Annotated in this window: 17 protein-coding genes; 16 read left to right on the forward strand and 1 reads right to left on the reverse strand. The window is 70.4% G+C overall.

The window, feature by feature from the left end:
• The first annotated feature begins 665 nt into the window (after nucleotides 1-665).
• The 13 genes from EDD92_RS00005 (at nucleotide 666) to EDD92_RS00065 (ending at nucleotide 15909) form a co-directional block, all read left to right on the forward strand.
• Nucleotides 666-1229 (forward strand): hypothetical protein, encoded by a 564-nt coding sequence (locus EDD92_RS00005; RefSeq protein ID WP_123962274.1) that lies wholly within the window; start codon nucleotides 666-668, stop codon nucleotides 1227-1229.
• A gap of 69 nt (nucleotides 1230-1298) precedes the next feature.
• Nucleotides 1299-1583 (forward strand): hypothetical protein, encoded by a 285-nt coding sequence (locus tag EDD92_RS00010; protein ID WP_123962275.1) that lies wholly within the window; start codon nucleotides 1299-1301, stop codon nucleotides 1581-1583.
• 121 nt (nucleotides 1584-1704) lie between these two features.
• Nucleotides 1705-2349 carry a hypothetical protein gene (locus EDD92_RS00015; RefSeq protein ID WP_123962276.1) on the forward strand — a complete coding sequence of 215 codons (645 nt, stop codon included), beginning with the start codon at nucleotides 1705-1707 and terminating at the stop codon, nucleotides 2347-2349.
• A gap of 124 nt (nucleotides 2350-2473) precedes the next feature.
• Nucleotides 2474-6628, forward strand: coding sequence for a DUF3560 domain-containing protein (locus tag EDD92_RS00020; protein ID WP_123962277.1), 4155 nt, complete (start codon nucleotides 2474-2476; stop codon nucleotides 6626-6628).
• Between the two features lie 154 nt (nucleotides 6629-6782).
• Nucleotides 6783-7589, forward strand: coding sequence for an LPD29 domain-containing protein (locus tag EDD92_RS00025; RefSeq protein WP_123962278.1), 807 nt, complete (start codon nucleotides 6783-6785; stop codon nucleotides 7587-7589).
• Nucleotides 7590-7646: 57 nt separating this feature from the next.
• Nucleotides 7647-8360 (forward strand): protein phosphatase 2C domain-containing protein, encoded by a 714-nt coding sequence (locus tag EDD92_RS00030; RefSeq protein ID WP_123962279.1) that lies wholly within the window; start codon nucleotides 7647-7649, stop codon nucleotides 8358-8360.
• 81 nt (nucleotides 8361-8441) lie between these two features.
• Nucleotides 8442-9338: a methyltransferase gene (locus EDD92_RS00035; RefSeq protein WP_185123873.1), complete on the forward strand. Its 897-nt coding sequence runs from the start codon at nucleotides 8442-8444 to the stop codon at nucleotides 9336-9338.
• Nucleotides 9339-9444: 106 nt separating this feature from the next.
• Nucleotides 9445-10056: a hypothetical protein gene (locus tag EDD92_RS00040; RefSeq protein ID WP_123962280.1), complete on the forward strand. Its 612-nt coding sequence runs from the start codon at nucleotides 9445-9447 to the stop codon at nucleotides 10054-10056.
• A 91-nt stretch (nucleotides 10057-10147) separates the two neighbouring features.
• Nucleotides 10148-11365 (forward strand): DUF6573 family protein, encoded by a 1218-nt coding sequence (locus tag EDD92_RS50405; protein ID WP_221268050.1) that lies wholly within the window; start codon nucleotides 10148-10150, stop codon nucleotides 11363-11365.
• A 165-nt stretch (nucleotides 11366-11530) separates the two neighbouring features.
• Nucleotides 11531-11989 carry a hypothetical protein gene (locus EDD92_RS00050; protein WP_123962281.1) on the forward strand — a complete coding sequence of 153 codons (459 nt, stop codon included), beginning with the start codon at nucleotides 11531-11533 and terminating at the stop codon, nucleotides 11987-11989.
• A 124-nt stretch (nucleotides 11990-12113) separates the two neighbouring features.
• Nucleotides 12114-13661 (forward strand): ParB/RepB/Spo0J family partition protein, encoded by a 1548-nt coding sequence (locus tag EDD92_RS00055; protein ID WP_123962282.1) that lies wholly within the window; start codon nucleotides 12114-12116, stop codon nucleotides 13659-13661.
• 87 nt (nucleotides 13662-13748) lie between these two features.
• Nucleotides 13749-14372, forward strand: coding sequence for a hypothetical protein (locus tag EDD92_RS00060; RefSeq protein WP_123962283.1), 624 nt, complete (start codon nucleotides 13749-13751; stop codon nucleotides 14370-14372).
• 37 nt (nucleotides 14373-14409) lie between these two features.
• Complete coding sequence (locus EDD92_RS00065; protein WP_123962284.1) at nucleotides 14410-15909, forward strand: hypothetical protein; 1500 nt, start codon at nucleotides 14410-14412, stop codon at nucleotides 15907-15909.
• A 248-nt stretch (nucleotides 15910-16157) separates the two neighbouring features.
• Here the strand turns inward: EDD92_RS00065 and EDD92_RS00070 are convergent, their stop codons facing one another.
• On the reverse strand, nucleotides 16158-18344 hold the full coding sequence (locus tag EDD92_RS00070) for a glycoside hydrolase domain-containing protein (RefSeq protein WP_185123874.1): 2187 nt from the start codon (nucleotides 18342-18344) through the stop codon (nucleotides 16158-16160).
• A 657-nt stretch (nucleotides 18345-19001) separates the two neighbouring features.
• Here EDD92_RS00070 and EDD92_RS00075 point away from each other — a divergent pair.
• The 3 genes from EDD92_RS00075 (at nucleotide 19002) to EDD92_RS00085 (ending at nucleotide 22887) form a co-directional block, all read left to right on the forward strand.
• Nucleotides 19002-19931, forward strand: a complete 930-nt coding sequence (locus EDD92_RS00075) for a hypothetical protein (protein ID WP_123962286.1) — start codon at nucleotides 19002-19004, stop codon at nucleotides 19929-19931.
• A gap of 44 nt (nucleotides 19932-19975) precedes the next feature.
• The gene (locus tag EDD92_RS00080) at nucleotides 19976-20230 is read left to right on the forward strand and encodes a hypothetical protein (RefSeq protein WP_123962287.1); all 255 of its coding nucleotides are present in this window, start codon (nucleotides 19976-19978) and stop codon (nucleotides 20228-20230) included.
• Nucleotides 20231-20448: 218 nt separating this feature from the next.
• Entirely contained in the window at nucleotides 20449-22887 is a 2439-nt protein-coding gene (locus tag EDD92_RS00085; protein ID WP_123962288.1) for an NACHT domain-containing NTPase, read from the forward strand.
• The last annotated feature ends 424 nt before the right edge of the window (nucleotides 22888-23311 follow it).

Genomic DNA, 23311 nt, shown 5'->3' on the forward strand with positions numbered 1-23311 from the left:
GCACCACCCTGCCCCGGAGAAAACAACCAGCAGGGGGAGTCGGATACCCCGACCACAGAACATCGGAATTCAGAGCGCCGGAATACAGCGAACGGAGGTACCGGAGCCGAACGGCCCCCAGGGCCGGACGGCGAAACCCACCACCGGCACCGGCCACGCTTCCATTCTTTTGAGTGAACGTGGGTCCGAGGCATCCGTTCCTTCCCTTCTTGCTGCCCCAATCGAATGGCGCGTGTCGCCCCCGTAGCGGCCAACTCCACCCCATCCCCAAGTCCGGTGCCCCACCACCGGGCCAGCGCGGCGGCGCAGCCGACGCGCAGCAGACACCAGGCCGCCCCCGATCCCCGAAGCCGCCGCCCCCACCCGCCCCCGCACCCATTCCTCACTCATCCTTCAACCGGCGCGGGACAAGTGGCAGCAGAGGGGATGTCAGACCCCCGACCATGCGCGAGATCCTTGGTTGACCTGCGAATAAGTGGACTCTCCCCGAAAGGCTCGCGCAAGAGAAGTCGCAAGAGAAGGTGCAGGAGTAGCCGCAAGAGAAGTCGCAAGAGATGTCGCAAGGTTTGGTGTTTCGGGTGCTTCCTAGGGCGTAGCGTGTATTATTGATTTTGAAGTCAGGCGGCAAACTGACTCAGGCTCAATCACCAACACGAGGAGCTCCCTTGGATACGGAAACCGTTGACGCGGTAAGCCGACTCACGATCCACCTTGCTGGAGAGCACGAGACCAACGCGCATATTGGTCTGACACTCATTCCCCTTCTCAAGGTCCCTACAGCCATCATCGAATTCCGGCACCCTATCGGCGCGCGCGTTTGGTGGGAAGGCTGGTGCGAGGCCGCCGCAATGCTTGACCGGATTTTCCCCGAGCAGGTAGACGCAGGCGAATTGCGTGAGCCCGAACTCACCATCAATTCGTTTGTGATCCTGGACGACGCGCCCCGCCGCGCCAGGATTCGGGCCCGGAGTGCGGCAGTCAGCCCGGACGGGATCGGCGCACTGTCCGTGACGGTCGGAGGTCTGACGATCGCGTGCGCGTCCCGCGCCGCCGTCGAGTGCCAGGTGCGCGGGTGGCGTGAGGCGTACGAAGTGCTGGCCCTTGACGGGGGGTTCGGCCTCCCGTCCGCCGACGAGGTCGCCGAGCGCGTACGGGCCGACCACGCCCGCCACGGGGTCCACGAACTGTCCACGGCCGCCGAGGAACAGCGGGCGGGCCGGACACAGTGAGTCGCCCAGGGTGGGGCGCTGCCGGTCGCCCCACCCTCCCGGAGCCGCAGCAGCCAGAGAGGGGACAGCATGACCGCCACAGGACCTATCAGCCGGGGGCAGCGGGTACGCATCGAGCGCAACCCCACCCGAGGTCTGGCCGCACACGCCCGCCCGAGGACCGCGAACCTGCCCGCCCCGTGGCCAGAGGTCTGGGAAGGCATGGTGTTGCAAGTGACCTACGACGAAGGCGAGTTGACCGCCGTCGAGGTCTACGGCCAGCGCGAGAGCACCGGCGAGACCAAGCGGGTCGGATTCAGCCTCACTCGAAACCCGTTCTTCCGTACGACCGTGACGCCGGTCGAATCGTCATAACTGCCCACGTCCGGGGGGTGATTGAGGGTTGACGATCACCCCCCGCTGGAGTGTATTATTGATTCTGCGGATGAGCGGCAACTCACCCGCCGCCAACTCGACAACCCAAGGCAGGGCAACGATGAGCGAGTACCAAGACCACGTACGGCAGACCCTTGAAGGTCAGAACGTCGACCCGGGCGAGGATCTCGGCATGGACGAGATGCGGTGGACTCCCGCACCCGCCAGCGAAGCCGTGACGGACGACGCGATGCGCACCGCCGCCGACACGGCACACGCAATGATCGACCGCGCGACAGATGCGTATCTGTCCCTCGTGGGTGACGTTCTCGGCGACGGGACACACCACATGGTGGCCAGCTCCAGCACGCCGCACGGTGAACTCGCCGAAGGCCAGCAGCTCACCGTGATCGGTGACCTCCTGGTCGTCGACGAGGCCGCCGCCCTTCGCGTAGCCGTCGTGATCGCGGCAGGCATGGTCGGATGCTCCACCGGTGGACTGGTCGTGCGTACCTTCGGCCCGGACGGGTCGGAGTTCGTACGCGGCTGGAGGGTCCGGAACTTCTGGCTTCGGCCGCTCACCGCACAGGAGATCCGGGAGGCGTACACCGTCGACACCGCGACCGGTGCGCCGGTGGCCCCGGAACCGGGCCTTGAGTACCGGCAGGCCGAGCGGGTGCCCCGCCCGGACCAGGCCCCGACGCACGGCGAGAGCGCCAGCCACACCACGCCGAGGGACAACCGGCCCCCGAACCGCCGCAACTGAGCACCACCCCGCCGGGGCCGGTCGCCCGACCGGCCCCGGCGGGAACGCCCCTGCCTCCCCCTGCCCTGCCTCCCGGTGTGAGCGGCAACTCACCCGGCACCAACCCGACCAGGAGTGACCCGACATGACCGCGACCACGAGCCCCGCCAGCAGTTCGCGCACCCGAGCCCAGGAGCCGGCCCCGGCCCCTGCCGAAGTGCTGGCACCCACCGCCCCGACCGCCGTTCTGCCCCGCAACCTGGCCCAGCTCACCGCCCGCGCGGAAACGGCCGGATGGACGGCCGCCGTCGAGACGCAGCCCGGACACTGCGCCCTGATGCTCACCGCCCGCCAGGAGGCCGGGGAAAGCGTCCTGCGGTGCGTGTGGCGGCTCACCGCCCGGGGCTACCGGTGGGACGGCGCCACCCTGACCCGCGACGGCCAGCAGGCCGCCGAGGGCATCGCATGGCGCGCCGTCGCGGACCTGGTGACCGCCGAGACGCCCACCGCCCGCACACAGCCGACCGCGCAGCCCGTGACGGCGGACGCTCCGGCCGAGACCGCGGCGGAGGCTTCGGCTCCCCGGAAGCGTGCCCGTAAGGCGCCGTCCGCGGCGGACGTCGAGCGTGCGCGTAGGTCAGCGGAGGAGTGGCCGGAAGCGCTGGAAGCGCGGTCGCTGGACGACCGTTACGAGGGGGAGTTTCGGCGGTCCGACCTGCTGTCGGATCTGTCCGTGTGCGGTGAGCGGTTCCCGTTCCGCTTCCATTTCGAGTCGGGCGGCGGACACACCGTGACCCTTCCGACGGGGGACGTGCGCGGTACGTGGGGTGAGGTCACGGGGGCCGCTATCGCGTACGTGATCGCGGAGCGTCCGGCGGTGGTGCTGCGCGCGACGGCCGAGACGGCGCGCGTGTACGGCATCCATGCGGAGAGGGCGGCGGAGCGGGCGGAGGAGAACGCGCAGACGGCCGTGTCGGTCGGCATGGCGCGTGCTGCCCTGGACACGGTCCGTGCGTTCGCTCAGCGCATCGATTGGGACGGGTTGGCGGACGAGCAGTACGACAGCGCCCGGGGTGCGGTCCGTGAGGTCGAAGAGTGCGCAGAGGATGCAGAGTCCGCGTACGGGCGGGGCGACGTCGATGCGGCCCGTTGGTCAGCGCGTGACTCTCTCGCCGTCGTGCGTTGGTTCGGGCTTGACGTGCCGTCGGCCAAGGAGTGCGCGGAGCGTGCGCCGGAACCGCGCGCGGTTGCTGGGCGGGTGCGGCCCCAGGCGTCGGCGTTCCTGCTGCGCATCACCCGCCCGGGATGGGAGCGACCGGCAGAGGAGGCCGAGGTTCCAGCCGGTGACGCTGCCCCCGAGGCTGACCAGCGCGCGGAGGCGGAAGCGTCAAAAGAGAACTCGGGGGAGGCGCCCGAGGTGGCGGCGGACGCCGGTCCGGCCGAGGGTGTGCCGGTCGTCGTGGAGCGTCCGGCGGTGTTGCCCGACGTCGTGTCGGACCCCGGCCGGGTGGACGGGTGGGAGACCGACGGGGGCGCGGTTGAGGTGCTGCCGGTGATCTGCCACGGCAACGGGGGTGGGGTGTTCCCGGTGGCGTTCCGTGGCCCGTATGAGGGCACGGTGCGAGTGTCGCGGGTGTGGCTGACGGAGCGTGCGCGCCGTGAGTTGACCGTGGCGCGGGAGCGGCTGACGGCGGCGGAGGAGCACGCGGAGACGTGCGCCGCGTGGCGGCGGGATGCGTACGACCTTCACCAGGAAGTACGCCGGTCGGCTGGTGTGCTGGGTGAGCGAGTGGTGGTGCATTACGAAACATCCGGCCGGTGGTCGGAGCGTGCCCGTGAGGCGTCGTGGGCGGCGGATAAGCGGCGGATGAATGCGCGGGATGCGGTCCGGCGGTGTGAGCGTGAGCTGTCCGGCCTGGAGGCAGAGGCGGCGGAACCGGCGCGCCGGTCGAAGTCAGCGCGTGCGTTCCTGGCGCGTGCCGTGTCCGGGGATGTTCCGGCCGGCCGTGGGGCTTGGGTGTCCGCCAACGGCGGTACGGCGGTGATGTTCGAGCTTCCCGCAGACGTCGACGTGAACCCGGACGTGAGGCACGGGGAAGCGAACGAGCAGCGTCGGGCATTCGTCGACCTGTTGGCCGATGCCGTGGCCGCGCGGGATGAAGGCCGCGCGCTGATCGGCCGTGACCTCCCGTCGAAGAAGACGCACGGACGTACGGCCGGTGTCGAGAAGGGCCAGGCGTCCGCCTCGGTCAAGGGGCTGGACGTCAAGCCGTGGAAGGCTCCGAAGGTTCCGGCGGAGGGCTCGCCCCTGGATAGCAAGACGCTCGCCACGTGGGCCACGGTGGGGGACGTCGTGGCGGAGACTGAGGCGGCCCCCGGGGTGTGGCTGCCCATGGCTGCCGTGTCGTTTGCGGAAACGGCCATGGCCAACGGGTGGACGGTGGCCATGCAGCGCAGCACCGACGGGGGCATGGTGACGGTGCGCGTCGCTGGTGTCGCGGTCAAGGACGGTGAGCCGCTCGCCTATGAGTTGCTCGCGGTGTGGGACGGCGGGGTGTTCCGTGAGGACCGTTCGGCGGTGTGGGTTACCGGTCGGCGGGTGACGGGCAAGCGCACCCCGTTGTGGTCGGCGCCGGTCCGGGTGGGCCGGTCGGGCAAGCACCAAGATCCGTCGATGTTGGCGACAGTGCAGCATGCGGCGGAGCCGGGCACGCTCGCACGGGTCGCGCTGAGCAGCTCGGCGCCTGCCCCCGAGGGTGTGAGCGACCCCAGCAGCATGCACGGGTGGGAGGGCGAGGGCGGAGCGCTCGCGCGGGATCATGGCGGAGAGCTCCCCCCGCCGGCAACCTGTGACGAGGTGTCCGCGCGGGCGGCTGACGTGGTGTCCGACCCGTCCGGGGCGGACGCGTGGGAGGCAGAGGGCGGCACGATGCCGGGCGTCGACACACCGGCCCCCGTCGCGGCGGCTGTGGCGGTTATGCCGATCGACTGGGCGAAGCCTGCCGGGCGCGGGGACTGCGCGGCGGCAAGCACGTGTGGCGGGTTCGGGGTGCTGCTGTGGGACGTGCCCGGCTGTGCTCCGCGCTGCGCCGAGTGCGCCGCACGGGTCATGGGGCACACTCCGGCGGCACTGCGCGCGCTCACCCTGCCCGGGGACATCGTGGAAACGGAGGAGGAGGCAGGGGCGGCCGACATCGTCATCCGCCACACCCACGAGGACGGCACCACCGTTGAGGGTTCCTCCAGGGGTGACGGGGTGTGGGACGCGTTGCGCCCGCTGGGCTGGACCTACCGGCGTACCCCGGGGATCTTCATCCGCGGCAGCCGCTACAAGGGCGCCGACCGGTGGAAGATCAACCGGGCTGCGGACGCGGTGCGCGCACTCGGCCTGTCGTGCGCTGTGGTGATCGAAGAAACCATGTCGTTTGCGGAGCGGGAGGCCGCCCGCGTGGAGGCGGCCGAGGAGCGGGCGGAGCGGTTCGCGGACCGGTCCGGACGTGCGGCGGCGGCGTCGCAGTCGGCGCGGGATGCCTCGGACCGGATCGGCGACCGGTTCTGGATGGGTCAGCCGATCCTGGTGGGCCACCATTCGGAAGGGCGCGCCCGCAGGGACCAGGAACGCATGCACAACGCGATGCGCAAGAGCATCGCCGAGGGCGAGCGGTCCGGTTACTGGGCATCCCGTGCGGCGGCGGCGAACGCCTACGAGTGCTACCGGAAGAACCCCGGGCGCACGCTGCGCCGTATCGAGAAGCTGGAGGCGGAGCGGCGCGGCGTGCTGCGCGAGCGTGACGGCGTCGACGACAAGGGCCGCACGGTTGATGTGTGGCGACGCAAGCCGTCCGAGGAGCGCCACCAGGAGCTGACGCGCCGTCTGGCCGAGTACGACGAAGAGCTGACGTACTGGGCGGAGACCATCAAGGAGGCGGAGCGGCGCGGCTTCAAGGTGTGGGGTCGGGCCGACTTCATCAAGGGTGATTTCGTGCGGTGGCGGGGGTCCTGGTACGAGGTGACCCGGGTCAACGCCAAGACGGCGACCGTGCCGCACATTCACGCCGCGTTTGATGGCGGCGCCGTCGGCGCCGTCGGCGGCTGTCGCGTGGTCACCCGCGCGGCAACGGCGGAGACCCGGCACAAGGGCAGCACGTACACGCTCCCCTACAACGAGGTGAGCGGGCGCATGTCTGCCGAGCAGATGCGGGCCGCCCTGGCGGGTGAGGCGATCCCCGCCGACCCGCGCGACATCGCCCCGGAGCCCTCCCCGACACCGGGTTCATTGCCGCCGTCGCCGCCGACCTAACAGTCACCACGCCGCCTACCCATGGCCGGGTGTCTTCAGCGCCGACTGACGCGGACGAAGCGTTGAACCCCTCCCCGTAATAGCGTATTATTGATTTCGCGGGCGAGCGGCAACTCGCCCGCCACCAACCCAACTCGCAGCAGAAGGACAGGGCATGGACTACATCGACACCAAGCACGTGGCCGCCGAACTCAGGAACCGCCTGAAGGATGCGTTCCCCGGCGTGAAGTTCAGCGTGCGCAAGGACACCGGTACCGCCTCCGCGTGGATCTCCGTCCGCTGGACCGACGGCCCCAGCCCGGCCGAAGTCGAAGAGCTCACCCGCCCCATGCAGGGCGCGCAGTTCAACGGCATGGAGGACCGCTACGAGTCCACCGACAACACGGTCACCGTCACCGTCAAGGGCCGGAAGGTCACCGGCAGGCCGCTGGTCAACGGAATCAACACACACCGGGACGTCTCGGATGACGCTCTGAAAGCCGCCGCCGTCCTGTGGTCCGAGGCCCACGACGCCACCGAGCCCCCCACCAGCGGCATGCTCGACGCCTGCGTCATCGACGGCCACGTCATCCAGGAGAACTGGGCCCCGCAGCAGATGTGGCAGATCGCCAGTGACGTTGTCCTGCCCCAGCGCTGGGCCGCCGCCAAGGAACAGTCCGCCGCACGTGCCGCCCGCCCGGTGAACGCCCGCAAGGAGGGCGACGAGGGCGCGCAGGAACTCACGCTCCAGCACACGGACGAGGACGGGACGACGGTCACCGGTACGCGTCTGGGCGACGGGGCCGCCGACGTCCTCAAGCGCCACGGCTTCAAGTGGCACCGCAAGAACCAGTACTGGTACGCCCCCGGCAGCCGTCACCAGCAGGCCGACGCCGCGTTCATGGACGCGGTCGCCGCCGACCTGCGCGCCACCGACCTGACTGTCACCACCGCGCTTCCCGAGCTCGCCCCCACCGACTGACCGGCCCCCCCCCGGCCGGGCGTCGCACGGCGCCCGGGCCCGCCTTTTGGAGTCCTCATGCGCACCCACGCCACGTACCAGCTCATCGGCGCCCGCTCCCACCAGTGCGACGCCACCGCCACCTACACCCACAACGGCGCCCGCGCCTACGTCCTGTGCGACGGCATCGGTTCCAGCGACGAGGTCCGCGACTGGACCCGCACCGCCGCGCGCCGACTCGCCCGCGCCGCCGCCCACCGCTCCGACGCCGAGGCCGGCCTGCGGGCCGTCTACGAGGACTACGCCGCCGAGCCGGAGCGGCACGACGAGTTCACCCGCTACGAACTGCCCTCCGCCTGCGCCGTCGTGGCCGTCACCGCCCCCGGCAAGCCGCTCACCGTCGCCTGGTGCGGCGACGCCCGCGCCTACGTCCTCACCCCGCGCGGCACCCTCCACCGCCTCACCGACGACCACAACCTTCGGCGCGTCTTCGGAGGCAGCCGCAATCGCGTCACCTCCTGCCTCGGTTCGCCGGAGACCGACGAGGAGCGGAAGGCCAAGTACGGGCATCCCGCGATCGAGTCCGTCAGCCGTGGCATGGAGAACTGCCGCCTCCTTCTCGTCAGCGACGGCGCGTACGAGCCCCTGGAGGACTCCAACCGCAGCCTCGAAAGCCACCTCACCGGATCCACCAAGGCAGCCGCGCGGGCTGTCGCCGCAATGGCGATCGGCCACGCCGGGCCCTACCCGGACAACTCCACCGCCCTGGTCGCCGACCTGCGCACCAGGTAACGCCCACCCGCACCCCAGCCCCGTCCGGTCCGGGCACTGCCCCGGACCGGCGTACCACCCCATCCCGAAAGGCGGCATGCCATGACCGGAAAGCTCAGCAAGGAGCAGACCAAGCAGCACAACCGGGCGTGCGAACTGGTCGACAGCGGCCGCGAGTTGACGGACGAGGAGCGGGAATTCGTTCTCGACCACTTCCACGAGTCCGCGAACATGGGCCGCACCCTGGACGGCGCGTTCTTCACCCCGGTCGAGCTCGCCGGCGAACTCCACCACGTGATCCCGGGTGACCGCATCATCGACCTGTGTGCGGGCATCGGCCGCCTGGCCTGGCACGCCCGCGACTACTGGAACCGGCGCTGGGAGCGTCTGCCGCCGCGCGAGATCGTGTGTGTGGAGAGAAACCCGGAGTACGTGAAGGTAGGGCGCCGCATCCTGCCGGAGGCCACGTGGATCTGCGCGGATGTGCTCGACGTCCCGGGCATGAACCTCGGTCCGTTCGACTGCGCGATCAGCAACCCGCCGTTCGGGCGGATCAAGCGCAGCTCCAACGCCCCCGGGTACCGAGGACCGCTGTTCGAGTTCCACGTGATCGCGGTCGCCGAAACCCTGGCCCGCCGAGGGGCGTTCATCATCCCGAGGGAATCCGCCCCGTTCCGCATCGAGACCGGTTTCGTGGATCAGGACTCGCCCGCGTACGAGCGCTTCCACCGCGAGACCGGGATCAAGCTGCGCCCCAACCCCGGCATCCCCACGGACCTTTTCCGCGACCAGTGGCGCGACGCCTCACCGGCCGTCGAAATCGTGGTGCACAACCGCGACGAGGACGAGTTGGAGGCCCAGGCCGAGCAGGCCGCGCGCGCGGAGCAGGAAGCCTTGGCCAGCCGCCCATCCAGGCCGAAGGCCGAGGCCACCAGGGTCACACCCGGAGCCGCGCAGTCGGCCGGGTTCGGCGACGGTGGCGGGGACACCCTGTTCTGAAAAAGGGGATTGATCAGCCCGATTGAGGGTGTATTATTGATTTTGCTGGTGAGCGGCAACTCACCGACCGCCGACCGACCCACACCGAGCAGACAGGGAACCGCACATGGGCGCCTACGGACACGACATCACCGCCGGAATGCTGGTCTTCGACCGGGAGGACTTCACCGCCTACCGGCCCGGCTCGGAGCCGGTCTGGCTGGTCGAGAAGGTGGCCGGACACGAGGAGCGCCGCCCCGGCGGCACCGCCGTCTACCGCAGGTACGCGCACGTCCGCAACGCCCAGGTGCACGGCAAGGACACCACCCGGGCGAACTCCGGATGGACCGCCACCAAGCCCCTGGGACGGCTGGTCGAAGCCGCCGCCGAGGACGACCACACCAAGCCGGGCGTCTTCCGCATGGACCGCGCCATGGTGGCCTTCCTGCGTGCCACCCGCTTTAGGGGGTGCACCTCCGACGACTACCCGACCGTGCGCGACCTGGTGAACGCCGCCCCCTACGACCGGCACGGGTTCCTGGTGGGCGCGCGCACCGTCACCCCGCACGGCCTGCGCTACGAACTCGGCGCCCTGTCGGTCTGCCTGAGCAACCTGCTCTGCGACCTGTCGGCAGGCCGCATGACGGCCACCGACCTAGAGGCGGGCGGTATCTCCGTGCCGCTGCTGGACGCCACCCGCGAGGCCCTGCGCACCGCCGACTCGGCCGCCCGGGCCTGACCATCCCGCCGGGCGCCGACCACGGCGCCCGCCCCCTAACCGGATTGAGCGGCAACTCATCCGGCACCAACTCATAGCAGGAGGACGCACCATGACCACGATCCGCCGGAACTGGACCAAGCGCGTGGCGGAGATCCGCACGGCCGCCCGCACCTGCCACGCCTACGACTCCGACAGCGGCAACATGCTGCCGATCGACCCGGCGCGCGCCTTCGAGGCGTGGGAGAGCACGCAGCGCGCCCGGCTCACCGAGGACACCGCTGGGCAGAAGTGGACGGTTCACGTTCACTCCAACCGGTTCTATGTCCTGACCGCCGAGGAGCCCGCCACCACGGCAGAGGACGAGCCGGCCGCCGAGGTTCCCGGGGCCCCCACCGCCGTGCCCGGCACCCGCCGCGCGCACCAGGCCGCCGGACCGGCCAGTGCGCAGGACCGCAGCGCGGCGCGGACGCTCGCCCGGCACGCGCGGGCATCCGGTGTGCCGGACGGTGACCGCCTGCCCGGTCATCTGTCTGCCCTGGCGGTCGAGCTCGTGGGCAAGACCGTCCGCGTGAAGCTCGCCCAGGGCTACAGCCACGCGCAGATCCGAGACCAGTTCGAGCAGGAGCGGGCCGAGGCCCAGGCCGCCGGAGACGCCCGGCGGGTTACGGCCCTGGGGACGGTACTCGCGGTGCACGCGGCGATGGCGGCCGCGGAGGACACCGCCCCGTCGCCCACCGGCCCCGCACCGGCCGCCCACGGCCCCAGCTCCCCGGAGGAGCAGCAGCCAGCCCGGCACCGCCCCGGCTCGCCGCGCGAACGGCGGGTCAGCCACGACAGCGTGCTGTCCCGCATCGACTCGGTGCTGCACGACGCCGCCGTCACCCACGACGACACCGTCAGCAGCGACGCCATGCGGTCGGTCCCCCTGACCGACCCGGGCGACATCATCCACGCCTACACCCGCGCCCAGGCCCTGGCAGACGGCGTCCTGGTCGCCGCCGACGCCGAGTTGGCCCGGGAGGCCGGCTTCCGTGTCCCGGTCGCCCTCACCAGCGCCGCATGGGAGGGCTGCGTGGCGTGGAACGAGGGCGACAGCGAGCGGCAGACGCCGCAGGACGAGCGCGGCCGCCTGTGGGACGTGTTGACCATGTGCCGCGCGGCGATCCGGCGCAGCGGCGGGGGCGACGGGCAGGTCACCGTTGACCTGCGGCGGGTGCCACGCGACGGCCGCGCCCGACAGGCCCAACCGGTCCAGCTCGTCTGCGCGATCGGGCCAGGCGACCACGGCGAGCCTGTGATCACCGTCATGGAGCCCGACGAGGGCTGACCTCACCGCCCAGGGGGCGGCCACCGCGCCGCCCCCTCGGCCCTGGCCGATCACGCGGCCACCGTTCCCGGATGAGCGGCAACCATGGGCCTGGCCCCCCCCCCGTGACCGTGACAGAGATCTGACCGCCCCGGCGCATTCCGCGCCCACCTGAAGGAGACCCCCATGTCCGACCGTTCCGCGCTCCAGTTGTACGTCTACGCGATGCCTGCCAAGGACCGCACCGCCGTTCAGCTCGGCATCGACGACAACTGCCTTGAGCCGTACGACGGCTCCAGCAGCGGCATCGTGCCCGGTATGCGCTACCGGACCGAGCAAGTCCCGGTCGGCTCGGCACATGACCTTGCTGTGCACCTGCTCACGAACGCCCCCGGCACGGCGTTCGAGCTGTGGCAGGACCCCGTATTCGAGCACCCCGGCCACTATGTGGCGCACCTTCCCGGCATCGGCAGCTATGAGGGCGTGTGCGACTCCTACGGCGTCCCGCTCGTGAAGCTCACCGAGGTGCTCGACGCTCCGTCCGGGGCCCGGGAGGGCACCTCCGGCCTCCGGGAGGACCACTTCACGCGCCATGCGCCGTTCTTCGCCTCCCTGCGGCGCGTCCAGAGGGCGCGACGCCCTTGACCAGCATGATTGCCCGACTCTCCCCAGGAAAAAAGGTGTTGCCCCATCCCAAAGGGGCGTATAATTGATTTCCAGAGTAAGCGGCAACTTGCTCGACACCAACTGATCGCACGAGGAGCAATCCGTGAGCGACACCGCAACCACCACACCGATGCAGCGGGTCACCCTGCAGCTCAGCCAGATCCGCGTCAACGAGAACAACGTCCGCCAGGACCTCAACCTGGACGAGAAGTTCCTCAAGTCCGTCGCCGCCAACGGCGTCAAGGTCCCCGTCGTGGTCCTCCCGCTCGGCGAGGACACCTACGAGCTGAAGATGGGCCACCGGCGCTACTTCGCCGCCCGGGCCACCAAGGAGACCGAGGCGGAGCAGGACACGATCGAGGTCCCCGCGTACGTGCTCGACCCCTCCCTGCGCGAGGCGGGCGAGGACTTCATCGACCAGCTCATCGAGAACGACGACGACTACCGCCGGGGCCTGACCGAGCTGGAGCAGGCCGACGCCCTGTTCGGTGCGGTCGGCGCGGGCATGAAGCAGGCCAGGGTCGCCGAGCTCACCGGCCGCTCCCGCAGGGACGTGTCCCAGGCGGTGAGGACCGCCAAGTCGGTCGGCGAGCGGACCCGTACGGCACTCGCCGACGCCGGTACGTACGACCTCGACCTCGAAGTCCTCGGTGTGCTGGGCGAGTTCGACGACGACTCCGCTGCCGTAGACCGGCTGCTGGAGGCCTACGCCAAGGGCCGCTTCGAGTTCCAGGTGCAGTGGGAGCGCGACGACCGCGCCGAGCAGCGCGCCCGTGAGCAGGTCCGCCCGCAGCTGCAGGCCGCCGGGGTGCGGCTGGCCGAGGACGCCGACACGCTTCCGCACAGTGCCGAAGCGCTCAGCGAGCTGGACGGCCCGGACGGCGAGCCCATGAGCGCCGAGGCGCACGCCCAGTGCCCCGGCCACGTGGCGACCTGGGCCGAGAACCCCCGCGAGCCCGGCGACGTCGAGTACTTCTGCACCGACCCGGAGCGCTTCGGCCACTACCCGCCCCAGGAGGACGCCCCCGAGACGGATGGCGACCAGGCCAAGGAGCAGCCGCAGGCGACGGGTGCGGCCAAGCCGTCGGAGCCGTCACGCGAGTACGTCAAGGCGGGCAACAAGGCCTACCGCGCCGCCGAGAAGGCCCGGCAGGCGTGGTTGAAGGACCTGATCGGCCGCAAGACCGCGCCGAAGCCGCTCGCGGCGTTCGTCACCGAGCAGCTGCTTTCCTGCCCCAAGCCGGTGGCTCAGTGGGTGGGCGATACGGGCCGCCGGGACCTGGTCAAGGAGCTGACCGGCTACGACAACCCGGCCGAGCGCGCGAAGTCGGCCACCCCGGCCAAGCTCACCCTGCTGAACTTCGCGGTGCTGGCGGCGACGTTCGAGAAGCGGATGGGCGAGGTGCGGATCTGGCGCACCGACCCCACCGCCCGTTCCGCCGTCTACGAGCTGCGGGAGATGCGCGGGGACGCCCGCACGTGGCTGTCGTTCCTCGCCGAGATCGGCTACCCGCTCTCCAGCGTCGAACAGGCCATCGTCGACGACGAGTCCTACCAGGAGGGCGAGCCGGACACGGCAGACACCGAAGGCCAGGGCGACGAGGACACCCCGGACGACCCGGACGGCGTGAGCGCCGAGGACGCGTCCTGACCTGCTGCCCGGGCCGGACCTGACAGGTCCGGCCCGGGCCCCCTCCCCCTTCCCTCTCTGCGCGCTGCCCGCTCGGAAGGCCTCGCCATGCTCCGCTCCGAACTCCGCCTCAACGCCTCTTTGTTCGTCGCCCAGGCCGCCGTCAGCAACCACACGGGCCTGATCGCCCGGGCCGGGCTCGCCATGCCGGCCGCGCCGTTCGGCTCCCCCGCCTGGCAGCTGCCCGCCCTGGTCTCCTACCTTCACCGCCTCCACCAGGACGAGGAGGACCCCTCCCCCGAACGGTGGCGCGCGCACACCGAGCGCCATACCGGCCCGGTGCCCCGGCCGCACATCCGCTACCACGGTGACGGCCTGCACGATCCGGACGCGGTGTGCGTGCTCGACATCCAGCTCGGCCCGCGCGACGAGGACACCGGCTGGCCCGCCGCCGACCTCGCCGTCATCGAGCAGGAGGAGGGCGCCTGCCCCTTCGGGCGCGTCACCCGCCGCCACGGCGTCGAAGCGATCGCCGCGTACGCCGCCGACGAGCTGACCGACGAGCACGCGGCGCTGATGGATCGCGCCCGTCAGCACCAGGACGCCGCCTTCGTGCGCCTCGCCCAACTGGCCCAGCGCGCCGCCGACTGGGCCGACAAGGTCCGCGCCGCCGCGCACGCCGACGCGGTCCACGTCCAGGCCGACAAGGCCCGGGCCCGCATCGCCCACTGACCAGCACCGCCCACCGCCGCCCTTGGAGGCCTGCGCCATGTCCGAGTTCGAGCCCGTCTCTCCGACCTACGGCCTGTCCGACGCCGTGGTCGCGCACCGGCTGCGCGTCGGCGGCGAGCGCCTGTGCGCCGACCTACCGGGCGGCTACGAGCTGACCCTGCGCACCCGCGAGCTGCACGGGCCGCTCCAGGCGGCCCTCGCCGCGCCGTCGCCCACCGGACCAGCCCGGACCTGCACCGCGCGCTTCAGCTCCTTCACCCCGCTGCCCGCCGTATCGCGCATCCTGGACGCGGTCACCCGCTACGCCCCGGCCCTGCCCGACGCCCGCGACGCCCACCCGCCCCGCGAGGCCGTAGCCCGCCTGCTCACCACCGGCGCCCCCTTCCGACAACCCGGCGAGCCTGGGCTGTTCGTCCAGTTCGGGCACGCGCAGGCCTGGCTGGACCGCCGACGGCTCAGCGTCACCCTGGGTGCCCCCGGCAGCGGGCTGAGCCTCACCCTGGGAGGTCCCTGGGACGCACCGTCCACCGCGCGTCTCACCGCCGCCGTCCTGCGAGAGCTGACCGACGCCGAGGACCTCGCCGGCCAGGTCGCCGCGCTGCTGCCGCCCGGGCCGTGGCAGGTCCTGTCCGACCGGTGGCACCCCGCCGCCGCCCTGGTCCTCCCCTCGGCCCCGCGCCGGGACCCGGAAGACCCGCTCGGCCGCCGCTTCTCCCGGACCCTGCGCGAGCTGCAGCACGGGCTGTGCGCGGACCGGCCGGACTGGGACTTCCAGGAGCTGATCTCCGTCGAGGGCTCGGCCGTCGCCCTCCGCGTCACTGCGCACGACCGCACCGTCCCCCGCCTGGTCCGCACGGTGGTGGGCACGGGCCGCTTCGTACCTGGGGAGTTGGGGAACACCCGCACGACGTTCCTGCCCACCGACCTGCCGGCGTTCCCCTGCCTCGCCCCGGCCCTGATGCCGCGCCCGCTCACGCCGCCCCTGGACCTCTACGTCGCCGCCGAGCCCGAGCGCGACATCTACGGCGTGAAGCTGGATCTCGGCGACTGGCACTACGTCCTGGACGCCCAGGCCGTGTTCTACGGGCCTGGCTGGTACCCGTTCCACGAGCACGTGACCCGCCGGGAGAAGGACCCCACCGCCCCCCTCAACGACCGCATGGTGCCCACCGGCCGCACGCATCCCGCACGGGTGCGGATCTCCCCCGACGTCGAACACCGCTCCTGGCGCAACGAGTACGTAGTGCTCACCCCCGTCGACCGCCACGTGGAAGCGCGGCTGCAGCTGTACGCCGGGCAGGAGGGGGGATGGGCCCTCGTACGCACCGTCACGCTGCAGATCGACCTGGGGACGATGCGGGTGACGCTCCCCGACCAGATCCCCGCGGGCCCGCTGCGCCACCAGGCCGCCATCAAGGGCGAACGGATCCTCGCCCTTCTGGCAGCCGCACGGCACGAACGCGATCACGGGGCCAGCGAGCCGCGGGCCGTCCTCGCTCCCTGGAACCGCGGCGCCCCACCCAGCGCGGACACCTGACGCGGTCGCGGACCGCGTGAACCACACGCGCTGGCCGTTCTGCCCCACCGCCGGTCCGGGGCGGCAACCCCGTACCGGCCCCACTCACCAACTCGAAGGACTTCCCCGTGAACGCCGTCCTCACCGCCCCGACTCTTCGGAAACTCACCAACCCGAACTGCACGCCGCCGTCGACGGCGGTGTATCACGCAGAGCCACCACGCTGACACCAACCACGACCCAACTACTCAAGACCGCCTAGTTCGAACTCAAGGCGTCGAGGGATCCGGCAACACGCAAACACTTCGGTCGATGTGCAGCGTATGTCCGCCGAAACTCTCGTCGAAATTGTTCCGCTGCTGCCAGACGGTGGCCTCGGGCACGCCGCACCGGGCGGGCGGGTCGGTGAGCGCTGACGTCGGGGGACCGCCGACGCACCAGTACCGCGCCCGGTCGGGCCTGCCGGCGGCCTGGAAGGCGCTGGTCACCACGGCGTCTAACGCCGCCAACTCCCGGTGGTGGACGTAGAGACCAGGGTTGAACGTGCCATCTTGCAGGAGACTTTCGACCCAGGAGCGCACATAGGCCAGCATCCCGGCCTCGGGGGCGCCAGCAGGGTTGACCTCGACATCCAGGTAGATCCACGAGCCCGGAGCGAATCCCTCGGAAGCGCAAGACGCGATGGCGTCCGCGGCATCGATCCGGCCGTGACCCGCGGTCGTGTCATGGTGGATGCAGGGACTCGCTCCAGCCGTCTGCTGACCCACGTAGAAGATGCCTACGCCCAGGCCGAGACCGGTCAGGAAGGCCCGTTTCCCCATCCAGCTCGCCGAGTGGCACGGCGCCTTCAGGTAGTAGCCCACCCAGCGATATGGGGAAGCGGCGACCCATGCGGCCAGGTCCGCGAGCGGCGGGGGGTCCTTGAGGTCGAACCCTGGCACGCTGACCGCGGTCTTGAGGACGACGTTCGCGCCGTCGTAAGTGAGACGCAGGTACCTGTCGTTGACGGCGGCCGGGAGCTGGACGCGAGCGTATCGACCGGCCGTGAGGGTCCCCGCACCACCTGTCACGATGTCGTACCGGTCGGCGGCGGCCGGTACATACCCGGGTGCTTCGACCCGCAGCGTGCCCGCTGCGAAGACCTGCCCGGTGACGTGCACCCGTGAGTAGTCCGCCGGTCCCTGCAGGGCCAGGCGCGTGGTCGACTTGGCGTCTAGCTGGAGAGAACCGTCGATGTCCAGGGTTCCTCGCTGCGCCGCATTTCCTGGTCGTAGGGTGCCGAGCGGGGCCAGGTCTCCCTGTATCCGCCCGGAGCCCGTGACGGAGCCGTCGATGCGCAGCTGCTGCTCCACGCGCACGGTGGTGCCGGGAGCCAGGCTGAGCGATCCGGTGGAGTGCTGGGTCAGTGGGCTGGCGAGCTGGGCGAGGTGCAGCGTTCCCTCCTCCACCGTGATCACTCCACGGTTATCCAGAGGGAAGTCCCCCAACTTCACTGTCGCCGGACCACCGATGCGAAGCTTCCCGCGTATGTCGAGAGACCATCCCCGGCCGCGGTCGATGACCAGGGGACTCTGCAGCAACAAGTCGCCTGAGACGCTGAGTTGGCCCTGGTCCACCTGAAGGGTCGCCGATCCGTTGACGACTCCCGATCCGGCCAGAAGCACCGTGCCGTTCGCATGCAGGTGGTTGTCCGGTCCGATGACGTTGAGAACAGCGGTCCCGCTCAAGAGGACATCGCCCTCAATTGTGCCGCCGGTCCACTGGAACGGCCCCTGAACGACGAGTTGTTGCTTCCCCGGATCAGTGACGAGCCCGGGGTAGAGCACGGGCGCCCGCTTGTCGGCAATCGTGCCGTTTGGCCCGAGCAGCAGCGTCGTGCCCGACAGAACTCTCGCGGTGTCGGCCGCGTACAGCCTTCCGCCAGATGCGACCTCCAGCGTGCCGCCACCTCGGACCAACGCCTTGCCGACCATGAACGTTGGCACGGTCGAGCCCCGTAAGGACGCGATCGCGCCCGGGGCGATCGTGAGCGTTCCTTCAAGCAGGACGATCAGATCGTCCAGGACAAGGGCACCGAGGTCGACGGACAGGGTGCCGACATTCGACAGGACCGGGTTTCCGCCCGCCACCCACCACAGCCGCACGTTGCCCGTCGTGGAGAGCAGGCCGCTATTGGTCAGCCGCGCGCCGCCGCTCATCCCGAGGTCCGTCTCGGTCAGCGTGCCGATCGTCAAGATCTCGATATTGCCGCCGGTAGCCTGTCCGCCGCGCCCGAGGACGTGGATCCGCGCTTGACCGAGGTCGAGGCCGTCGTCAAGCTTTCCGGCCTGCCAGGTGAAGCTCGACTTCACGGACATCCGGGCCTGCAGTCCTCCGCCGGAAACCTCCAGGGCATGCACGACAGTTCCGGCCGGTGGAACAGGTGAGTCGTAGGTCTGGCCGCCGGGCACGACCATGTCGTCGTCCGTGCCAGGAGGGGCGCTGGTGTCCCAGTTTTTAGGCGCCGTCCAGTGGAACGTGAAGTCCTGGCCGGTCCACGTGCATGTTTTCGTCATTGGGGCGCCCCATCTGCGTAACACCTCGGCGCCCAGCATCCACCCGCCCAACTGCTCAATCAATACGCCCCGTTACGTACGTTTCGGCGGCGTTGGCAAGTTAGCTAATCGTGGTGGAGCGGGCCGATGCCACAGTCAGCGTCTGAGCGACCTCGTACAGTTCAGCCCCCACAGGGCCACATCTTCATCGCCGCAAGCCTGAACCACCATGGCGTTGCACCAGCTCACCGCAAGCGAGTGACCGACCAACCGCACCCGTGCCGAGTTCGAACGGGAGTGGGCCGCGCACCGCCGTAGCCGGTCGTGACGCGCTCTGGATGTCGGCGAGGTTGACAGCCACTCATCAAGAGCGCCATATTGATTACGCGAAGCTAGCGGCAAAAGCGGTGGGCGGCGGAAGGCACCCCCTTCAGGGGGTGTCGGCCCAGGGCGGCAACCCCGACCGAACGTCCCGCCGACCACCATCACCAACTCGACTCGCCCGCCGGCGCGTGAGCGCCGAAGGACCAAGAGGAGCAGGCCCTCAGTATAGGGCCGCGATCCGAACCGGAGAGTGCAATGTCCAAGGCCCTGAACCCGCAGCGTCGCGTCGTCGGCGACCGTACCGTGGTCAACCGCGACTGGATCCGCGAGTTCACCGGCGCCAGCGTCGGTACCGCGGCCCGCTGGTACAAGATCCGGCTCGAGCAGCCGGAGGAGCACCGCCACCCGGAGAAGGAGCGCATCGACGGGAGCGACTTCTACGACGAGCAGCAGTTCCGCGACTTCTACACCTGGTTCCAGCAGGAGAAGGCGAACAAGGTCCTCAAGGCCGACCCGGAGCTGTACCAGGCCGACCCGGAGGACGTCGTCTCCATCAACACGGCCGCCAAGTGGCTGGGCTTCAGCGGAGCCTCGGCCATCCGCAAGTACCTCAAGGACAACCCCGACTACTTCCCGAAGCCCCTCGCGGAACCGGTCGAGGGCCCGACCGGCCGCATGACCCCCGGCTTCCGCGTCGGCGACCTGCAGGACTTCGACCGCAAGCGCACCGGGGACAAGCTCGGCAAGGCCGGCCGCCGCCCTGGGCCCCAGCCCGGCGCGGCCGTCGGCCGGCCCTCCGCCCTCGAGGAGGCACTGGCGGCCGAGCTGAGCGCCCGCGCCGGCGGTGAGCCGCTCACCGCCACGCAGCTCGCCGCGCAGTACGCCACCGAGCGAATCGACCGCGACGGCTACCACCCGGGGCTGGCCGCCCAGCTCAGCGAGCAGCACGGCGGGCCGCAGAGGTCCTGGGAGTACGTCGTACGCACCGCCCTCGCCCACCGCCCCGCCGCCGCGCCGGCCCGCTCGGAAGCCGACCGGCGGGCGGCCGTCGCCCTGGCCGCCCTGCGCGAACGCGGCGACATCCGTGGACTCGCCGCCTCCCTCGCCCGCGAACACGGAGGCAGCCCCGACGTCTGGTCACGCGCCGTCAACGCCGCACGCAGGATCGCCGACCCCACCACCTGACCGCCCACCACCTGACTGCCCACCATCAGACGGACGGACCGCGCATGCCTCACTACCAGGTCCGCGACACCACCACCCGCGAGCTCCTCGCCCGCGACCTGGCCGACTACACCGCGGCCGAAGCCGCCCTGGACCGCCTCGTCGACGAGCTGGAGCAGGACCTGCAGCGCAACGGCGAAGGAGCCGGACGCATCCGGCTGCGTCTCGATGTCGAACGAGTCATCGACGGCGTCACCGAGGCCGTCGGCCACCACGTCCTGCTCCTCGGCGTAGACGACGGGGCCGACCCGCTGCTGTGATCGCCCGTCAGGTGAAGACGACGATCACGCGTGATTCTCACGCCGATACCATGCGCGGACGTGTCGCAGGTGGTGCCATCGGCGGAGCCTCCACGTAACCGTGAAATCCCTTGGATGAACGGACTGTTCCCCTCTCCCGCGTGAGAGGGGCGGCCTGCCACCATTGGCGGATGGGTCGCGGGGGACAGAGAAGGCAAGACACCCTGTACTGGGTTGGCGTGCTGCTGCTGGTCGGTGCCTTCGCGGCGGTTCTCGGCACGCTGTGGGCCGATGACTGGGCATCGGTGATCGACGCGGTGGCGGCGGGTCTCCCCATCATCACGACTGGTGTGGGCCTGCACATGTGGCACCGCAAGGTCACGGGACGCATCGCCGCCAGGGCGACGGAGCAGGTCCTCAAAGAGGCCAAGGCCGAACTCGCCTCAGCAGGGCTCGACGCCTGGCAGGCGGAGGCTCAGCTGCGAGACCAGGACGGGCCGCAGCCGATGCCCGTGGTGTGGCAGGTCGTCTCCGCGCCGGAACAAGCAGAGCACGTCGTGCTCCCGGGAGCGACCACGGACCGTGAAGCAACCCGCCGCCAGATGGAGGGGTTCGCCGCTGAGTTCAGTCGGTGGACTCCACCGCGGCTGGTTATCGTCGGTAACCGCGGTAGCGGCAAAACGACCTTCGCCATGCAACTGACCCTGGCCCTGCTGGCGCCTGCCCGGGGTGTTGGGGACGAGGAGCCCACGACACCCCGCTTGGTGCCGGTGTTTCTCTCCGCCGCAGGATGGTCACCGGAGAGGTCGTTCGCAGGATGGGTCGCGGAGGAGATCGCACGCATCTGTCCCGAGGTGTCCCGGATCAGCCCGGACATGCCCCGGCGACTTGTCGACCGGCATCATGTCGTCATAGTGCTGGACGGGCTCGACGAGATCCCCGCCGAGATGCGCGCCAAGGCGTTCGAGGTACTCGACGCGACCAGGTATCCGCTCGTGCTGACCTGTCGCACCGAGGAGTTCGAGGCGTCCACCGCCTCTCGCAGTGGCATGCTGAGCGACGCGCACTTCATCTCGCCCCGCCCGCTGACCACAGCCGACGCCGCCGCATTTCTCAGGAAAGCGATGCCCCGGACACCGGCACCGGGGTGGGAGGAGCTGCTCACGGAACTGGAGGCCCCCGGCCCCCACACCGGCCCGCTGGGCGTTCTCGCCGAAGCGGTCACCACCCCGCTCGACCTGGGCCTGCTGAAAGCGACGTATGCGGAGAGGTCACCCCGGGACCTGTTGCGGCCCGGGCTCTTCGACGACCAGGAGGCCCTGCGCGGGCATCTTTTCGACGAGCTCATCCCCAAGGTCCTGGAGCCACCGCTGCATGAGGACGCTGTGCCCGACTGGCTCCGGCCACGCCACCATCACCATCCCGTCGACGTACGCCGCTGGCTCGGATTCCTCGCCGATTGCATGGACCGCGCACCGGAACCGTCGGCGCTGGACCGGTCGGCGGGACCCGGGACCAGGGACCTGCTCTGGTGGCGCCTGGCGTCCTTGACGCTGTCACGCCGTGCCCTGCCCTGGGCGCAGGTGATCACCTGGGCGCTCCTGGGCGCCGCGACGGGTGCGCTCATCGGAACGGTTTCGCCCACCAAGGATGTCCCTGACGCGGCCACGGGTGCCTGGGGTTGCCTGTTCCTCGGTGCCGTATCGGGAGGCGTCAGCGCGTTCTTCGCGAACCGCTCCATCGACTCGATCCCCCGGTTCTCAAACGCCTGGTACGCCCTCAGCCTCCCGCGCTACTCCCGGTCGGAGCCTCGATTCTGGCGCAAGGTGGGCTTCGGGGCACTGGTCGGTGCTCCGGCCGGTGCGGCGTTAGTCGTGGCCGTGTCCCTAGCCGCCTGGATCTGGAAGAGCGCCACGGCGGACTCCCCGGGCTCGCTCATGTCCGGGGAGAGCGTTCTCTTCGGGCTCAACGCCGGTGTCGTCGTCGGTTCGGCTGCCGGCCTGGCCGCCTGGGGCGAAACCGTGTGGGGCGCCTGGGGCGCGAACCGCTCAGGGACTCCCCTCGGCTCGCTCCGCGCGGACCGGGACAACTTGCTGCTCACGCTGGCGTTGATCATCACCGCTGCCGGATCCCTGATCGGGTGGATGACGTGGGACGGCCGTTCGGACAACGAGGCCACCCTCGGAGTGCTCTTCTTGGGATTGATCGCGGTGGGCGTCTCCCTGTTCAGCGGCGAGCGCGCCTGTCTCGTCTACGCCGTCGCCGTCATCCACGCCTGGTGGCGCGGACACCTCCCTCTAACGCTCATGCGCTTCCTGGACGACGCCCACCGGCTCAACCTGCTCCGCGCAGTGGGACCCGCCTACCAGTTCCGGCACGCCGAGTTCCAGGACCATCTGGCCGCGTGGTACCGGGAGACTTACGCACCGCTCCTGGAACCCACCCCCAGCGCCCCAAGGCGCACTAGGAGCTGGCGTCAGACCTTGGCCCTGTGGGTGCTCGGTGCTGCGGTGTTCCTCGGTGCAGGGCGAGCGTGGGAGCTGATCGACCGCGCCGAATCGTTGCAGACATGGCAGCTGGTTCGTGACATCGCGCAAGTCGTGGTCGGTCTCGCCGCCGGGATCGTCTTCACCCTCAAATGGCGGCAAACACGTCGCGCCACCATCCAGGACACCTGACTGCCCCACAGTCCTACTGGCCTCACTACTGCTTCGGACGGTTACCCCCTCCCCGAGCCCGCTCAAGACGAGCCGTGGGGGCGCGTACAAGCTGCGCCGTTCCTCGATAGACAGCTTCGTCATAGCTGTCCCGCTTCCGACTCCGATGGATAAATGCCCCGTTATATTCTCCTCGGTCCTGTGCGTGGGCCGCTGGCCTCCGGGCCAGGCATGATTGCTGCCCCTTGTCCTCATCCGCACGACCGCCGCGGCCGCGGCTGCCGTCGTGCTCGCCATGGCCAGCAGCCTCCTCACCGGGACCGCCCGCTGGCCTCCGCCGCCGTGACCGACACCCCTCCATCCCCAGCTCGTCGACCAGCCGGTCATAGATCCACTTCATCGTGTGTGCGGGGCTGCCTGTGCGGCGCGTCCAAATCCGTCTTCA

Origin of the sequence: Streptomyces sp. TLI_185, from assembly GCF_003814765.1 — a bacterium.
In the GTDB taxonomy this organism is placed as follows: Bacteria; Actinomycetota; Actinomycetes; order Streptomycetales; family Streptomycetaceae; genus Streptomyces.

What these genes read in the sequence shown, in the direction of transcription:
- EDD92_RS00075 (WP_123962286.1), top strand. Translation starts at nt 19,002, where the DNA reads ATGTCCAAGGCCCTGAACCCGCAGCGTCGCGTCGTCGGCGACCGTACC.
- EDD92_RS50405 (WP_221268050.1), top strand. Translation starts at nt 10,148, where the DNA reads ATGACCACGATCCGCCGGAACTGGACCAAGCGCGTGGCGGAGATCCGC.
- EDD92_RS00070 (WP_185123874.1), bottom strand. Translation starts at nt 18,344, where the DNA reads ATGGTCGTGCCCGGCGGCCAGACCTACGACTCACCTGTTCCACCGGCC.
- EDD92_RS00060 (WP_123962283.1), top strand. Translation starts at nt 13,749, where the DNA reads ATGCTCCGCTCCGAACTCCGCCTCAACGCCTCTTTGTTCGTCGCCCAG.
- EDD92_RS00050 (WP_123962281.1), top strand. Translation starts at nt 11,531, where the DNA reads ATGTCCGACCGTTCCGCGCTCCAGTTGTACGTCTACGCGATGCCTGCC.
- EDD92_RS00020 (WP_123962277.1), top strand. Translation starts at nt 2,474, where the DNA reads ATGACCGCGACCACGAGCCCCGCCAGCAGTTCGCGCACCCGAGCCCAG.
- EDD92_RS00035 (WP_185123873.1), top strand. Translation starts at nt 8,442, where the DNA reads ATGACCGGAAAGCTCAGCAAGGAGCAGACCAAGCAGCACAACCGGGCG.
- EDD92_RS00010 (WP_123962275.1), top strand. Translation starts at nt 1,299, where the DNA reads ATGACCGCCACAGGACCTATCAGCCGGGGGCAGCGGGTACGCATCGAG.
- EDD92_RS00065 (WP_123962284.1), top strand. Translation starts at nt 14,410, where the DNA reads ATGTCCGAGTTCGAGCCCGTCTCTCCGACCTACGGCCTGTCCGACGCC.
- EDD92_RS00015 (WP_123962276.1), top strand. Translation starts at nt 1,705, where the DNA reads ATGAGCGAGTACCAAGACCACGTACGGCAGACCCTTGAAGGTCAGAAC.
- EDD92_RS00025 (WP_123962278.1), top strand. Translation starts at nt 6,783, where the DNA reads ATGGACTACATCGACACCAAGCACGTGGCCGCCGAACTCAGGAACCGC.
- EDD92_RS00080 (WP_123962287.1), top strand. Translation starts at nt 19,976, where the DNA reads ATGCCTCACTACCAGGTCCGCGACACCACCACCCGCGAGCTCCTCGCC.
- EDD92_RS00040 (WP_123962280.1), top strand. Translation starts at nt 9,445, where the DNA reads ATGGGCGCCTACGGACACGACATCACCGCCGGAATGCTGGTCTTCGAC.
- EDD92_RS00030 (WP_123962279.1), top strand. Translation starts at nt 7,647, where the DNA reads ATGCGCACCCACGCCACGTACCAGCTCATCGGCGCCCGCTCCCACCAG.